The sequence below is a fragment of the Rathayibacter sp. AY2B7 genome (assembly GCF_002931635.1).
Lineage (GTDB): Bacteria > Actinomycetota > Actinomycetes > Actinomycetales > Microbacteriaceae > Rathayibacter.
The window spans coordinates 1-13,776 of record NZ_PSUC01000012.1 but is presented as its reverse complement, the minus strand read 5'-3'; the positions used below and the strand labels follow the sequence as shown (position 1 = coordinate 13,776).

The window sequence follows — 13,776 nt, the reverse complement described above, 5'->3', positions numbered from 1 at the left end:
GCCTCCGTGTCCGCCGCGGGGGAGAATGGCCCGATGCTCCTCGCACTCGTCGGCGGCCCCACGGGGGCGTGGCGGGCGGTCGACCCCGTCGGCGGCGCCGAGGCCGGGAGCGGCCGGGGCCCGGCCGAGCTGGCGGCGTTCGTCCGGGAGCGGGAGCCGGAGCGCCCGCGCTGGGTCTGGGACGACACCGCGCGCTGGTACCCCGCACTGCTGTCGGCCGGCGTGGTCGTCGCCCGGTGCCACGACCTCCGGCTGGCCCGCGCGATCCTCCGCCGCTCGGTCTCCGCCGCCGCATCGGCTCTCGCGCGCTCCCCCCTCGACCCGTGGGACGCGGGAGCCGCGGCCCCCGCCGCGCAGGACACGCTGATCGGGTTCGAGGAGGCGGCGGGCGGCTCCGACGAGCTCGACCCCGTCCTCGAGCTGGCCCGGCAGGAGGAGGCGCTCTCCGGCGCCGCCGAGGCCGGACGGCTCCGCCTGCTGCTCGCCGCCGAGTCCGTCGGCGCCCTGATCGCTCGCGAGATCGCCCACGCGGGGCTGCCGTGGCGCGCCGATGTGCACGACCGGGTGCTCACCGGGATGCTCGGCCCCCGCCCGCTCTTCGGCGGCCGCCCGGCCCTGCTGGAGGCGCTGGCCGTCCGTCTGCGCGACGAGCTCGGCGCGCCCGAGCTCAATCCCGACTCGCCGGCCGAGCTCCTCAAGGCGCTGCGGCGCGCGGGGCTGCCGGTCGAGTCGACGCGCTCCTGGGAGCTGCAGTCCCTCGAGCATCCCGCGGTGCCGCCCCTCCTGGAGTACAAGAAGCTCTTCCGGCTGCTCACCGCCAACGGCTGGGCCTGGCTCGACACGTGGGTGCGCGACGGCCGGTTCCGGCCGGAGTACGTGGTGGGCGGCGTCGTCACCGGCCGCTGGGCGACCTCGGGCGGAGGGGCGCTGCAGCTGCCGCGGCAGATCCGCGCCGCGGTCACCGCGGATCCGGGCTGGAGCCTCGTGGTCGCGGATGCCGCGCAGCTCGAGCCGCGCATCCTCGCCGCGCTCTCGGGCGACTCGGCCATGGCCGCCGCCGGGCGGGGCCGCGACCTCTACCAGGGCATCGTCGACGCCGGCGTGGTCCCCGACCGGCCGCGGGCCAAGGTCGCGATGCTGGGGGCGATGTACGGGGCGACGAGCGGGGAGGCCGGGCGGCTGCTCCCGAGGCTCGCCCGTGCCTACCCGCGCTCGGTCGCGCACGTCGAGGCGGCGGCTCGGGCGGGCGAGCGCGGCGAGAGCGTCTCGACATGGCTCGGGCGCAGCTCGCCTCCCGGCCCCGAGGGGCTCTCGGCGGATGCGGCGCGAGCGCGCGAGTGGGGACGCTTCACCCGCAACTTCGTGGTGCAGGGGACCGCGGCCGAGTGGGCGCTCTGCTGGATGGGCGAGCTGCGGGCGCGACTGCGCGCCGAGGGCGGCGCGGTCGGCCGGGCGCACCTCGTCTACTTCCTGCACGACGAGGTGATCGTGCACGCCCCCGCCGACGTCGACGAGCGGGTCGCCGCGATCGTCCGCGAGGCTGCAGTGCGTGCCGGACGCTCGCTCTTCGGAGAGGGCGAGGTCGACTTCCCGGTCACCGTCGCCGTCGTCGACTCCTACGACCAGGCGAAGTGAGACGCGGGATCAGTACCAGTGCGGCGAGCGGTTGTTCCAGCTCGACCACGCGCTGCAGGGCGAGCCGTAGGCGCTCTTGATGTACGAGAGACCCCAGTCGACCTGCGTCGCCGCGTTCGTCTGGTAGTCGGCTCCCGAGTTGGCCATCTTGCTCGCCGGGAGGGCCTGCGGGATGCCGTAGGCGCCGGAGGAGCGGTTCAGCGCGTTCCAGCGCCACCCCGACTCGCCGTTCCACAGCGGGATGAGACACCGGTCGACCTGATCGGCGCCCCAGCCGAAGCGGCCGACAGCGGTCCGGGCGTAGGCCTGGGCCTGCGCGGGGGAGAGGCCGTCCGTGCGTCCGGCGTAGGTGCCGAGGGCGGCGATGGTCTTGGCGGAGCTGTTGCGCGCGCCGGTCGGGTCGTCGTCGCCGAGCTCGACCGGGCCGCCTCCGCCGCCTCCACCGTTGGAGGGCGCTGCCGGAGCCGCGGCCGCGGCGGGAGCCGACGCGGCGCGCTGGCGGGCGGCCTCGGCCTCGGCGGCGAGGCGGGAGAGGCGCTGCTGCTCCTCGAACGCCGACTTCGCGTCCTGGCCGTCGGCGTACTCCCGCTCGATCTCGGCGGTGGTGTTCTTGAGCGAGGCGAGCTGGGTGTAGAGCTCCTGGCTGTACTTCTCCTGGTCGGCGACCTTGGCGTCGGCCTCGGCCTGCGCGGAGCGGGCGGCCGAGAGCGCGTCGGCCGCGGCGGTGGCGAGGGAGACGCGCTCGCCCCGGGCCTGCTCGGCCTGAGCGGCGAGGGAGACGGCCTGGTTCTCGGTCGACTGCGCCGCGGTCTGGAGTCGGCTGGTCTGCTGGGTGAGCTGCGTCATGGTGCCGAGGCGGTAGAGCAGCTCGCTCGACTCGTCGCCGCCGATGAGGAGGTTGAGCGTCGCATCGGTCCCGCCGTTGCGGTAGAGCTGCGCGGCGAGACGGCCGGCCTGCTCCTTCGCTGCGTCGGCGTCCGAGCGGGCGGCGGAGGCGCGCTCCTCCAGGGCGCTCACGCGCTGGGTCGCCTCGTCGAGAGCGCTCTGCGCGGCGTCCGCCTCGGCGGCCCGGCTGATGGCGGCGTCGGTGAGGGCGGCGGCCTGGTCGCGCAGGTCGGCGAGGAAGGCGGTGATGCGGTCGACCTCGGCGGCGGTGGCGCTCTCGCTCGACTTCGCGGCCTCGACATCGGACCACGAGGGGTAGTCGGACGGGTCGTAGGCGGCGGACGCGGAGAGCGGAGCGGCGAGGGCGGCGCACAGGACGAGGACCGTGCCCGCTCCGGCGGCGACGAGGCGCCGGCGCGCCCGGGAGGGGACGCGGAGACCGAGGGGGGTGCGGGACATGCGAACCACCCTAGGCGACGGCACCCGCGCCTGTCTCGTCCTAGCTCGAGGCTCGACGGCCCCGGCGGGGACGCTCGAGAGCGTATCCGCGGACGCCCCGTCCCGGCCCGTCGCCCGTGAGCTCGTCGCGGGCCGCCTCGAGGAGGCGCCGCAGGGCCTCCTCCCGCACGCGGGCGGCGATCGCGGCGAGGCGGCGCTGCGGGTGCGCGTCCTCCTCCTCCGCCTGCTCGTCGGCGGTGGTGGGCAGCGAGCTCTCGTACGCGTCGAGGACGGCGGCGAGGTCGGAGCCGGACAGGCTCGAGGCCAGCAGCACCCGGTCGAGGACGTCGTCCCAGTCCTCCTCCGGGGACGCTCCATCACCCGTCAGCCAGGCGGCCGCCTCCGCGCGGCCCTCGTCGGTGAGCGCGTGCAGGGGGAGGCCGTCGTCGGTGGACCCGGCCGAGACGACGAGGCCCCGCTCGCGCAGGCGCTCGAGCGTCGAGTAGATCTGGCCGACGTTGACCCGGGGCCGGTGCGCGGCACGGTCGAGGAGCTCGGCGTGCAGCTGGAGGCCGTAGGCGGGGCCGAGCGTGAGCAGGGCGAGCAGGCCGTCGCGGACGGACACGGTGCTCCTCCCGGCGGGCGTCTGGCGGTGTGCGGCGTCCGGCGGCGCGGACGACCCGAGTATAGGCAGGAGCCGCCCACGGCCGGTCGAGCAGGCGCGGCGAGCCGCCTTGACGGAGGTCCGCCGCTCCTGCATGATCGGGCGTGGTGGCACGTCCACCGTCATAATCGAAGAAGGCGCACCGCAGAGTGTTCCGTGGTCCGGGTCGTTGGGGAAGACGCACCGGGACGAACGGAGGACACCATGGTGGCGCAGCAGACTCGGGGTGTGCTCTTCGTGCACTCCGCCCCCCGCGCGCTCTGCCCCCACCTCGAGTGGGGGACAGGTCGCGCTCTTGGTCGTGCCGTGAACTTCGCCTGGATCGAGCAGCCCGTGCTCCGCAGCACACTGCGCGCCGAGTTCGCCTGGGAGGGCCCGGTCGGAACCGGTGCCGTCATCGCCTCCGCTCTCCGCGGCTGGGCCGATGTCCGCTACGAGGTCACCGAGGAGCCCTCGCCCGGCGTCGACGGCGGCCGCTGGATGCACACGCCCGAGCTCGGCATCTTCTACGCCCAGACCGACAGCGCGGGCAACACCGTCGTGCCCGAGGACCGCATCCGCTCCGCTATGGAGCTCGCCGGCGCCGACCCCATCGAGCTGCACCGCGAGCTGCGCCTCGCCCTCGGCCAGGCCTGGGAGGACGAGCTCGAGCCCTTCCGCTACGGCGGCGACTTCGCCCCCGTCGTCTGGATGCACGGGGTCGGCTGAGCCCGTTCGACGCCGCTCCTCGCGCGGCGTCGCGCAGTCGGCTCGGGGAGGTGGTCGGGTTCCGTGGAGCGGCCGGCGGCCGGCGACGCCCATCCGCTGGCACGCGGATCGGCGGATACGCCTCGCGGGAACGGCTCGCTCCCGCACCCTGAACCAGGCGGCCAGCGGACCCCCGCTCCGGCAGAGGTCCGTCTCGAAGTCGCGTCGTCACCTCGCGGTTGCCGCTCGCTGCGCACGTCGACCAGACGGTCGGCGGAGCACCGCGTTCCGGCGGAGGGCGTCGGAAGACTCGTGGACCCGCCCGCACCTCTGTCGCGCACGACGCCGACGGCTCGAGTCGTGGCGTGGCGTGGCGCACGCTCCCCACGAGCGCAGCCGCCCTGATCCGAGCGTCCGACCCGAGTCGCGGCGAAGCCCGCGCTCTTACCCGGACAGCTTCGTTGATCCGATCATCCGACCCGAGCCGCGGCGAAGCCCGCGCTCCCCACCAGCACGGCGTGCTCACCAGCCCGCACCAGACGGCGGCGCAGATCCCTCGCGGCACGAGGCGTATCCGGGGATCCGCGTTCCAGCGGATCACCGTCGCCGCACCGCACCGGCCCTCGGAAACCCCGCCCCCCTCCCCAGCGGACGCGCCTGCGCCGCGCAAGGAGCGGCGCAGCCCGCTTTCCGCACGGTGGAGCGGGGCTACGCCCCGCTACACCGTCCGGAAAGCGGCAACAGCATTGTGCCCCCCGAACCCGAACGAGTTCGAGATGGCGACCAGCGGTCCGTCGCCGAGGGCGCGGGGGCTGGTGACGACGTCGAGGGGGATCTGGGGGTCCTGCTCGAAGAGGTTGATGGTGGGGGGTGCGGTGCGCTCGTGGAGGGCGAGCACGGTGAAGATGGCCTCGAGCGCGCCGGTGCCGCCGAGGAGGTGGCCGGTGGACGCCTTGGTCGCGGAGACGGCGATGTTCGGGAGGTGGTCGCCGAAGACGCGCAGCAGGGCGCGGTACTCGGCGATGTCGCCGACCGGGGTGCTCGTCGCGTGGGCGTTGACGTGGGTGACGTCGGTGAGCGCGGCTCCGGCCTGCTCGAGGGCGCCGATCATGGCGCGGGCGGCGGCGGAGCCCTCGGGGTCCGGAGCCGTGATGTGGTAGGAGTCGCTGGTGACGGCGCCGCCGGCGAGCTCCGCGTAGATGCGTGCTCCTCGGGCGAGGGCGTGCTCCTCGGTCTCGAGGATGAGCGTCGCGGCGCCTTCTCCGAGGACGAAGCCGTCGCGGGAGACGTCGTAGGGGCGCGAGGCGGTCGCCGGGTCGTCGTTGCGGCGCGAGAGGGCCTGCATCGACGCGAAGGCGGCGATCGGGAGCGGGTGGACGACCGACTCCGTGCCGCCGGCGACGACCACGTCGGCGAGGCCGAGCTGCATGTGCTCGTAGGCGTTCGCGAGGGCCTCGGTGCTGGAGGCGCAGGCCGACACGTCGGTGCGGGCGTAGGCGCGGGAGGGGATGGCCATGCTGATCGCGGCGGCGGCCGCGTTGGGCATGAGCATCGGGATGGTCATCGGGAGGACCCGACGGGGTCCGCGCTCGCGGAGGGTGTCCCACGCGTCGACGAGGGTCCAGAGGCCGCCGATGCCGGTCGAGTAGTCGACGCCCACGCGGAGCGGGTCGACGTCGGTGATGCCGGAGTCGGCCCAGGCCTCGCGGGCCGAGATGAGCGCGAACTGGCTGGAGGGGTCGAGGCGCTTCGCCTCGGGGCGGGAGAGCACCTCCTCCGGGCGGACCTTGGCCTGGGCGGCGAAGGTGACCGGGATGTCGTACTGAGCGACCCAGTCCTGCTCGAGGGAGCGGACGCCTGATTCGCCGGCGAGGAGTGCGTTCCAGGACTCCCGGGCGGTCCCGCCGAGGGGAGTGCTGGCACCGATTCCGGTGACGACGATCTTCTTGGTCATGACGAGCTTCTCTGTTCCGTGTGGGTGGGTGCCGGGCTCACCCCGGCCGACGGTCGCCGGCCGGGGTGTCCGCCACGAGGACGGGGTGCGCGGGCGACGACTACTCGGACGCCTTGACGATGAAGCGGACCGCGTCGCCGACCGTCTTGAGGTTCTTGACCTCGTCGTCGGGGATCTTCACGTCGAACTTCTCCTCGGCGTTGACGACGATGGTCATCATCGAGATGGAGTCGATGTCGAGGTCGTCGGTGAACGACTTGTCCATCTCGACGGAGTCGGTGGCGATGCCCGTCTCGTCGTTGACAAGCTCGGCCAGGCCGGCGAGGACTTCTTCGTTGGACAGTGCCATGGTTCTCTCCTTGGGGGTTCTTCGGGTGTTCGTCAGTGACCGTAGGTCAGTTTAGGGGTGGGGTCGCGCCGGTCACGGGAGCACCACGACCTGCGCGCCGAACACCAGTCCGGCGCCGAAGCCGATCTGCAGCGCGAGTCCGCCGTGCAGCTCCGGGTGCTCCTCGAGCAGGCGGTGGGTGGCGAGCGGGATCGACGCGGCGGAGGTGTTGCCGGTGGTCTCGATGTCGCGGCCGATAGCGACGGTCTCGGGCAGCTTCAGCTGCTTCGTGAGCTCGTCGATGATGCGCATGTTCGCCTGGTGGGGGATGAACGCGGCGAGGTCCTCGGGCTGGACGCCCGCCTCCGCGAGCGCCTGCTTGGCGACCTTGGCCATCTCCCAGACCGCCCAGCGGAAGACCGACGGGCCGTCCTGGCGGAGGGTGGGCCATTCGGCGGTGCCGTCGCGGTAGGCCGCGAGCGGGTTGTCCATGCCGACGGTGTCCCACTTGGAGCCGTCGGATCCCCACACGGTCTTCGAGATGCCGGCGGTGTCGCTGGGGCCGACGACCGCGGCGCCCGCGCCGTCGCCGAGGAGGAAGGAGATGCTGCGGTCGGTCGACTTGACCAGCTCGGACAGCTTCTCGGCTCCGACGACGAGCACGTACTCGGCCAGGCCGGAGCGGATGAAGGAATCGGCCTGGGCGATGCCGTAGGTGTAGCCGGCGCAGGCGGCCGAGATGTCGTACGCCGGGGCGGGGTTCGCGCCGATGCGGTCCGCGAGGAGCGCGGCCAGCGACGGGGTCTGCACGGTGTTGCTGATCGTGGAGACGAGTACGACGCCGATCTGGTCCGGGCGGATGCCCGCCTTCTCGATCGCCTCGAGGGAGGCGGTGGTCGCGAGGTCGACCGCGTGGATGTCGGCGGAGGCCCGGCGGCGCTCGATGATGCCGGTGCGCTGGCGGATCCACTCGTCGGAGGAGTTGATCGGCTCGATCAGGTCGTCGTTCGGAACGACGAGGTCGCCGCGTGCCGCGCCGATGCCGAGGATCCGGGTGTACGCGCTGCCGCTGGACTGGGTGAGGGAAGGGGTCGTCATGGGGTCTCTCCTGCTAGGCGGCGTGCTCGTCGAGGAAGGCGCGGGCGGCGTCCACGTCGTCGGGGGTCGTGATGGCGATGCTCGGCACGCCCTTGAGGCCGCGCTTGGCGAGGCCGACCAGCGCGCCGGCGGGTGCCAGCTCGATGATCCCGGTGACGCCCGCGTCGGCGAAGGCCGCCATGCAGAGGTCCCAGCGGACGGGGGAGGCGACCTGGCCGACGAGCAGCTCGAGGAACGCGGCACCGGAGTCGACGACCGACCCGTCGCGGTTCGTCCAGAGCCGGAGCGTCGGGTCGGAGGGGGTCAGCCCGGCGGCGACGCCGGCGAGGGAGTCGCGGGCGGGCGCCATGTAGCGGGTGTGGAAGGCGCCGGCCACCTGCAGGGGGATCACGCGTGTCCCGCGGAGCGGCTCCGCCTTGAGGGCCTCGAGCGCGTCGACCGCGCCGGCGACGACGATCTGACCGCCGCCGTTGTAGTTGGCCGGCTCGAGGCCGAGCTCGTCGAGACGGGCGATCAGGGCCTGCTCGTCGCCGCCGAGGACCGCGCTCATCGCGGTCGGCTCGGCGGCGGCCGCAGCGGCCATGGCACGGGCGCGCTCGCGGACGAACACCAGCGCGTCGGCCTCGGTGAGGACCCCGGCTCCGGCAGCCGCGGTGATCTCGCCGACGGAGTGGCCGGCGATGCCCGCGATGCGCTCGCGCCGTCCGCCCTCGAGGAGGGCGGCGAGGCTCACGAGTCCCGCGGAGACGATCAGGGGCTGGGCGACCGCGGTGTCGCGGATGGTGTCCGCGTCCGAGACGGTGCCGTGCGCGGCGAGGTCGATGCCGACCGCCTCCGAGTGCGCGGCGACCTGCTCGGCCACGGAGGGGATCTCGAGCCAGGGGGCGAGGAATCCGGGGGTCTGGGAGCCCTGACCCGGGGCGACGACGACGATCACGGTATCCAGTCTTCCGATCTGCGCTCGCACGTGCGGCGCGTGGAGCCACTGACAAAGCACAAAGAGCTTGTCGCGGGTCTACAAGTGTTCAGGGGCGGGAGGGGGTCGGCGAGCGGAGGACCTCAGCGGCGGGACGGCTTCCGGCGGACGGCGCCGTCCGGGTCGCTCATGGAGCCGAGGATGAGGGCGGACTGGAGGATGAGCGCCTCGCGGGCGCCCGTCGCGTCCCAGCCGATCACCTCGGCGACCCGCTTGAGGCGGTAGCGCACCGTGTTCGGGTGCACGAACAGCTCGCGGGCGGTCGCCTCGAGGGAGCGGCCGTTGTCGAGGTAGGCCCACAGCGTGGTCAGCAGCTCGGTCGAGTGCTTCTGCAGGGGCCGGTAGATCTGCGTGATGAGGCTCTGGCGGGCGAGCGGGTCGCCCGCGAGGGCGCGCTCGGGAAGGAGGTCGTCGGCGTTGACCGGTCGCGGCGCGTTCCGCCAGGAGCGGGCGACCGCGAAGCCGGCGAGGGCCGCGCGGGCGCTGCGGGACGCCTCGACCAGGGTCGGCACCTCGTGGCCGAGGACGAGGTGGCCCGTCCCGAAGCCGGGCTCGAGCGCCTCCGCGATCTCGAGGAACGCGACCGGCGGGCCGGTCTCCTCCGTGGCGTTCTCGCTCGGCTCGGCGCGGCCGATGACCAGGACGAGCCGGCTACCCTGCACGCCGATCAGCACGTCGGCGTCCATGTGCCGCGCCGTGCGGCGCAGCTGGTCGACGTCGAGCATCTTGGGGGCGGTGCCCACCAGGACGGCGACCTCGCCGTGGCCGTGCCAGCCGAGGGCGGCGATCCGGCTGGGCAGCTCGTCGTCGGCCTCGCCCGTGAGGATCGAGTCGACGACCAGCGCCTCCAGGCGCGCGTCCCAGAGGCCTCGGGCCTCGGCGGCGCGCGCGTAGACGTCGGCCGCGGCGAAGGCGATCTCGCGCGAGTAGAGGAGGATCGCCTCGCGGAGGTCCTCCCCGCCGTTCTTGATCCGGTCCTCGACGACCTCGACCGTCACCTTGATCAGCTGCAGCGTCTGCGTCAGCGAGACGGAGCGCAGCAGCTCGCGGGGAGCGGCTCCGAACACGTCCGCCGCGATCCACGGCGTGGCCGACGGGTCGTCGAACCACGAGATGAACGAGGTGATGCCGGCCTGGGCGACGAGGCCGACCGCCGAGCGCCGACCGGGGGGCATGCTGCCGTACCAGGGCAGCGTGTCCTCGAGGCGCTTGATCGTCTGCGTCGAGAGCTCACCGGCGAGGGTGCGCAGCCAGGCGAGGGTCTGCTCCTTCGTGCGGGGAGCGCCCGGCCGGGTGGCCGGACGCTCCCCGCACGAAGGAGCAGGACCCCGCGCACTCGACGGTGCGGGTTCCTGCGAGAGCACGGACTCGTCCGTCAGCTCTCGCCGCCCGCGTTGCCGGTGGTGCCGGCGTTGACGTCGAGGAGGCGGTACTTCTCGATCGCCTGGACGGCGAGCGAGGGGTCGACCTCGCCGCGCTTGGCGAGCAGCTGCAGGGTCCGCACGACGACCGAGGGGCCGTCGATCTGGAAGTAGCGCCGCGCCGCCGCACGGGTGTCCGAGAAGCCGAAGTCGTCCGCGCCGAGCGTCGCGAAGTCGCCCGGGATGAACTGGCGCAGCTGGTCGGGGACCTGGTGCGAGAAGTCCGAGACGGCGACGAAGGGGCCCTTCGCGTCGGCCAGCTTCTGCGTCACGTACGGCACCTGCTCGGCGTCCTCGGGGTGGAGGAAGTTGTGCTGCTCGGCCTTGATGCCGTCGCGGCGCAGCTCGTTCCACGAGGTGACCGACCAGACGTCCGCCGAGACGCCCCAGTCCTCGGCGAGGAGCTTCTGCGCCTCGATCGCCCACGGCACCGCGACGCCCGAGGCGAGGAGCTGGGCCTTCGGCCCGTCCCACTGACCCCAGGAGATGCGGTGGATGCCGCGGACGATGCCCTCGACGTCGACGTCCTCCGGCTCCTTCGGCTGCACGATCGGCTCGTTGTAGACCGTGATGTAGTACATGACGTTCGGGTCGGTGTGCTTCCCGCCGTACATGCGCTCGAGACCGGACTGCACGATGTGCGCGATCTCGTACCCGTAGGCCGGGTCGTAGCTCACGACGGCGGGGTTGGTCGCCGCGAGGATCGGGGAGTGCCCGTCCGCGTGCTGGAGGCCCTCGCCGGTCAGCGTGGTGCGTCCTGCGGTGGCGCCGATCATGAAGCCGCGCGACATCATGTCGCCGGCCGCCCAGATCGCGTCGCCCGTGCGCTGGAACCCGAACATCGAGTAGAAGACGTAGACCGGGATGAGCGGCTCGCCCTGCGTCGAGTACGAGGTGCCGATCGCGGTGAACGCCGCGAGGGCGCCCGCCTCGTTGATGCCGACGTGGAGGATCTGGCCCTGCGGGCTCTCCTTGTAGGCCAGGAGGAGCTCGCGGTCGACCGACGTGTAGTGCTGGCCGCGCGGGTTGTAGATCTTCGCGTTCGGGAAGAACGCGTCCATGCCGAAGGTGCGCGCCTCGTCCGGGATGATCGGGACGACGCGGTTGCCGAAGTCCTTCGAGCGGAGGATGTCCTTCAGGATGCGGACGAACGCCATGGTGGTGGCGATCTCCTGCGTCCCGGAGCCCTTCTTGCCGACCGCGTAGGCCGAGTCCTCGGGGAGGTTCAGCTGCGTGTACTTCGAGCGGCGCTCGGGGAGATAACCGCCGAGCGCGCGGCGGCGCTCCTGCAGGTACTCGATCGCCTCGTCGTTCTGACCGGGGTGGTAGTACGGCGGGAGGTAGGGGTTCTCCTCGAGCTGCGCGTCCGTGATCGGGATGCGCATGGTGTCGCGGAACGACTTGAGGTTGTCCAGCGTCATCTTCTTCATCTGGTGGGTCGCGTTGCGGCCCTCGAAGCTGCGGCCGAGACCGTAGCCCTTGATGGTGTGGGCGAGGATGACGGTGGGCTGGCCCTTGTGCTCCGTCGCGGCCTTCATGGCCGCGTAGATCTTGCGGTAGTCGTGGCCGCCGCGGCGCAGGCCCCAGATCTGCTCGTCGGAGTAGCCCTCGACGAGCTTCTTGGCGCGCGGGTCGCGGCCGAAGAAGTTCTCGCGGACGTAGGCGCCGTCCTCCGTCTTGTAGGTCTGGAAGTCGCCGTCGGGCGTCTTGTTCATCAGGTCGAGCAGCGCGCCCTCGGTGTCGCGGGCGAGCAGGTCGTCCCACTCGCGGCCCCAGATGAGCTTGATGACGTTCCAGCCCGCGCCGCGGAAGTACGACTCGAGCTCCTGCACGATCTTGCCGTTGCCGCGGACGGGTCCGTCGAGGCGCTGGAGGTTGCAGTTGACGATGAAGTTCAGGTTGTCGAGGCCGTCGTTCGCGGCGACCTGGAGCTGACCGCGCGACTCGACCTCGTCCATCTCGCCGTCGCCGAGGAACGCCCAGACCTGCTGGTCGGAAGCGTCCTTGATGCCGCGGTTGGTGAGGTACTTGTTCGCCTGCGCCTGGTAGATGGCGTTGATCGGGCCGAGGCCCATCGACACGGTCGGGAACTGCCAGAACTCCGGCATGAGCCGCGGGTGCGGGTAGCTGGAGAGCCCGCCGCCCCGGTGCGACTTCTCCTGGCGGAATCCGTCGAGCTGGTGCTCGCTCAGGCGTCCCTCGAGGAAGGCGCGCGCGTACGGGCCGGGGGAGGCATGGCCCTGGATGAAGATCTGGTCGCCGCCGCCCGGGTGGTCCTGGCCGCGGAAGAAGTGGTTGAAGCCGACCTCGTACAGCGAGGCGCTCGACGCGTACGTCGAGATGTGGCCGCCGACCCCGATGCCGGGACGCTGCGCGCGGTGCACGAGGATGGCCGCGTTCCAGCGGATCCACGCGCGGTAGCGGCGCTCGACGTCCTCGTCGCCCGGGAAGTCGGGCTCGTTCTCGGGCGCGATGGTGTTGATGTAGTCCGTGGTGGGCACCATCGGCACGCCGAGGTGGAGCTCCTTGGAGCGCTTGAGGAGGCTGAGCATGACGTCGCGCCCGCGACCCCGGCCCCGCTCCTCGACGAGCGCATCGAGCGACTCGTTCCACTCCGACGTTTCCTCGGGGTCCGAGTCCACGTGACCGACGGAATACGGGTCCTGATCGTTAACAGTCACCCTCGACCTCTCTCTGGGGGCAGATCGTGCCCGAGACATCACTCTCATGAAGCGGTGCGGATCCGCGGATCCGGGGCTCGGATGACGAGCCGCGCGCGGGCACCTCCGTCAGCCTAGCGATTCCCGTGCCCCGAACCTGGAATCGCACTGTGGTGATCCACGAGGAATGAGCGCCGACGACTGTAGGAGAGCGCCAGACGGGACGCGTCGACCGGCCCGTGATCGGGGGAGACGGGATGTTCCTTGGAGTCTGCGCGGAGCGGGTCTAGCATTGCCCCTCGTGCTCGCGCGACTCTCGTGCGCACGGAAGGACATCGGACCGATGGCTCTCGAGAAGCTGACCCTGGCTCCCGACTTCGAACTCGCGAACCAGTACGGCGAGCGCATCCAGCTGGGCGACTTCCACGGGCGGCGCAACGTCGCCCTGGTGTTCTTCCCCCTCGCCTTCTCCGGCACCTGCACGGGCGAGTTCTGCGCGCTGCGCGAGAACCTCTCCCTCTTCGAGCACGCCGACGTGGAGCTGATCGGAATCTCGGTCGACTCCAAGCACACGCTGCGCGCCTGGGGCGAGAAGCAGGGCTACGACTTCACGCTCCTCTCCGACTTCTGGCCGCACGGCGACGTCGCCAAGCAGTACGGCGTGTTCACCGAGGCGAAGGGCTACGCGACCCGCGCGACCTTCCTCATCGACAAGGCCGGCGTCATCCGGGACACGTTCATGACCGCCCCGGGCGAGCCTCGCTCGATCGACGCCTACCGCGCCGCGATCGACGCGCTCGCCCCCGCGCACGTCTGACCCTCCGGAGGCGGATCGCCCCGGTCGTCAGCTGAGGATGTTGACGGCCCGCGAGATCACGAGGGCCAGCAGGACGAATCCGGTGAACGCCTCGGCGATCATCAGGAGCTTCATCCGGCTCGACAGCGAGACGCGCTGGTCGCGCGGGGTCTCCATCGCCCTGGCGGTCGTGCTCGCCGTGGCGAACCAGGTGAACGTGGTCGCCGTGGTGAT

11 protein-coding genes and 1 pseudogene are annotated in these 13,776 nt (G+C 72.4%); 3 read left to right on the top strand and 9 right to left on the bottom strand.

What is annotated here, in order from left to right; genetic code table 11:
- The first annotated feature begins 33 nt into the window (after positions 1 to 33).
- Entirely contained in the window at positions 34 to 1,635 is a 1,602-nt protein-coding gene (locus tag C5C27_RS04045) for a bifunctional 3'-5' exonuclease/DNA polymerase (protein WP_104313686.1), read from the top strand.
- Between the two features lie 9 nt (positions 1,636 to 1,644).
- On the opposite strand, the gene C5C27_RS04040 is transcribed toward C5C27_RS04045, so the two are convergent.
- The gene (locus tag C5C27_RS04040; protein ID WP_104238207.1) at positions 1,645 to 2,979 is read right to left on the bottom strand and encodes a hypothetical protein; all 1,335 of its coding nucleotides are present in this window, start codon (positions 2,977 to 2,979) and stop codon (positions 1,645 to 1,647) included.
- A gap of 40 nt (positions 2,980 to 3,019) precedes the next feature.
- Positions 3,020 to 3,583, bottom strand: coding sequence for a PadR family transcriptional regulator (locus tag C5C27_RS04035; protein WP_181133439.1), 564 nt, complete (start codon positions 3,581 to 3,583; stop codon positions 3,020 to 3,022).
- Between the two features lie 243 nt (positions 3,584 to 3,826).
- On the opposite strand from C5C27_RS04035, the gene C5C27_RS04030 reads away from it, so the two are divergent.
- Entirely contained in the window at positions 3,827 to 4,330 is a 504-nt protein-coding gene (locus C5C27_RS04030; protein WP_104226674.1) for a DUF3145 domain-containing protein, read from the top strand.
- A 697-nt stretch (positions 4,331 to 5,027) separates the two neighbouring features.
- On the opposite strand, the gene C5C27_RS04025 is transcribed toward C5C27_RS04030, so the two are convergent.
- The 6 genes from C5C27_RS04025 to aceE all read right to left on the bottom strand — a co-directional run bounded on the left by C5C27_RS04025 (position 5,028) and on the right by aceE (position 12,767).
- The gene (locus C5C27_RS04025; protein ID WP_104226673.1) at positions 5,028 to 6,263 is read right to left on the bottom strand and encodes a beta-ketoacyl synthase; all 1,236 of its coding nucleotides are present in this window, start codon (positions 6,261 to 6,263) and stop codon (positions 5,028 to 5,030) included.
- A gap of 100 nt (positions 6,264 to 6,363) precedes the next feature.
- Positions 6,364 to 6,612, bottom strand: coding sequence for an acyl carrier protein (locus tag C5C27_RS04020; protein WP_104223463.1), 249 nt, complete (start codon positions 6,610 to 6,612; stop codon positions 6,364 to 6,366).
- A 72-nt stretch (positions 6,613 to 6,684) separates the two neighbouring features.
- The gene (locus C5C27_RS04015; RefSeq protein WP_104313684.1) at positions 6,685 to 7,689 is read right to left on the bottom strand and encodes a beta-ketoacyl-ACP synthase III; all 1,005 of its coding nucleotides are present in this window, start codon (positions 7,687 to 7,689) and stop codon (positions 6,685 to 6,687) included.
- A gap of 13 nt (positions 7,690 to 7,702) precedes the next feature.
- On the bottom strand, positions 7,703 to 8,626 hold the full coding sequence (locus C5C27_RS04010) for an ACP S-malonyltransferase (RefSeq protein ID WP_104226672.1): 924 nt from the start codon (positions 8,624 to 8,626) through the stop codon (positions 7,703 to 7,705).
- Positions 8,627 to 8,748: 122 nt separating this feature from the next.
- Positions 8,749 to 9,915 carry a CdaR family transcriptional regulator gene (locus tag C5C27_RS04005; RefSeq protein ID WP_181027189.1) on the bottom strand — a complete coding sequence of 389 codons (1,167 nt, stop codon included), beginning with the start codon at positions 9,913 to 9,915 and terminating at the stop codon, positions 8,749 to 8,751.
- Between the two features lie 125 nt (positions 9,916 to 10,040).
- Positions 10,041 to 12,767, bottom strand: a complete 2,727-nt coding sequence (gene aceE, locus C5C27_RS04000) for a pyruvate dehydrogenase (acetyl-transferring), homodimeric type (RefSeq protein ID WP_104223467.1) — start codon at positions 12,765 to 12,767, stop codon at positions 10,041 to 10,043.
- A 322-nt stretch (positions 12,768 to 13,089) separates the two neighbouring features.
- Between aceE and C5C27_RS03995 the strand changes: the two genes are divergently transcribed.
- Positions 13,090 to 13,563 carry a peroxiredoxin gene (locus C5C27_RS03995; protein WP_104238203.1) on the top strand — a complete coding sequence of 158 codons (474 nt, stop codon included), beginning with the start codon at positions 13,090 to 13,092 and terminating at the stop codon, positions 13,561 to 13,563.
- 27 nt (positions 13,564 to 13,590) lie between these two features.
- Here the strand turns inward: C5C27_RS03995 and C5C27_RS17890 are convergent.
- Positions 13,591 to 13,776: pseudogene (locus C5C27_RS17890) on the bottom strand (hypothetical protein); the annotation flags it as partial.

Coding starts and splice junctions, on each gene's coding strand:
- C5C27_RS04045 (WP_104313686.1), top strand. CDS start 34: ATGCTCCTCGCACTCGTCGGCGGCCCCACGGGGGCGTGGCGGGCGGTC.
- C5C27_RS04040 (WP_104238207.1), bottom strand. CDS start 2,979: ATGTCCCGCACCCCCCTCGGTCTCCGCGTCCCCTCCCGGGCGCGCCGG.
- C5C27_RS04030 (WP_104226674.1), top strand. CDS start 3,827: ATGGTGGCGCAGCAGACTCGGGGTGTGCTCTTCGTGCACTCCGCCCCC.
- C5C27_RS04025 (WP_104226673.1), bottom strand. CDS start 6,263: ATGACCAAGAAGATCGTCGTCACCGGAATCGGTGCCAGCACTCCCCTC.
- C5C27_RS04020 (WP_104223463.1), bottom strand. CDS start 6,612: ATGGCACTGTCCAACGAAGAAGTCCTCGCCGGCCTGGCCGAGCTTGTC.
- C5C27_RS04015 (WP_104313684.1), bottom strand. CDS start 7,689: ATGACGACCCCTTCCCTCACCCAGTCCAGCGGCAGCGCGTACACCCGG.
- C5C27_RS03995 (WP_104238203.1), top strand. CDS start 13,090: ATGGCTCTCGAGAAGCTGACCCTGGCTCCCGACTTCGAACTCGCGAAC.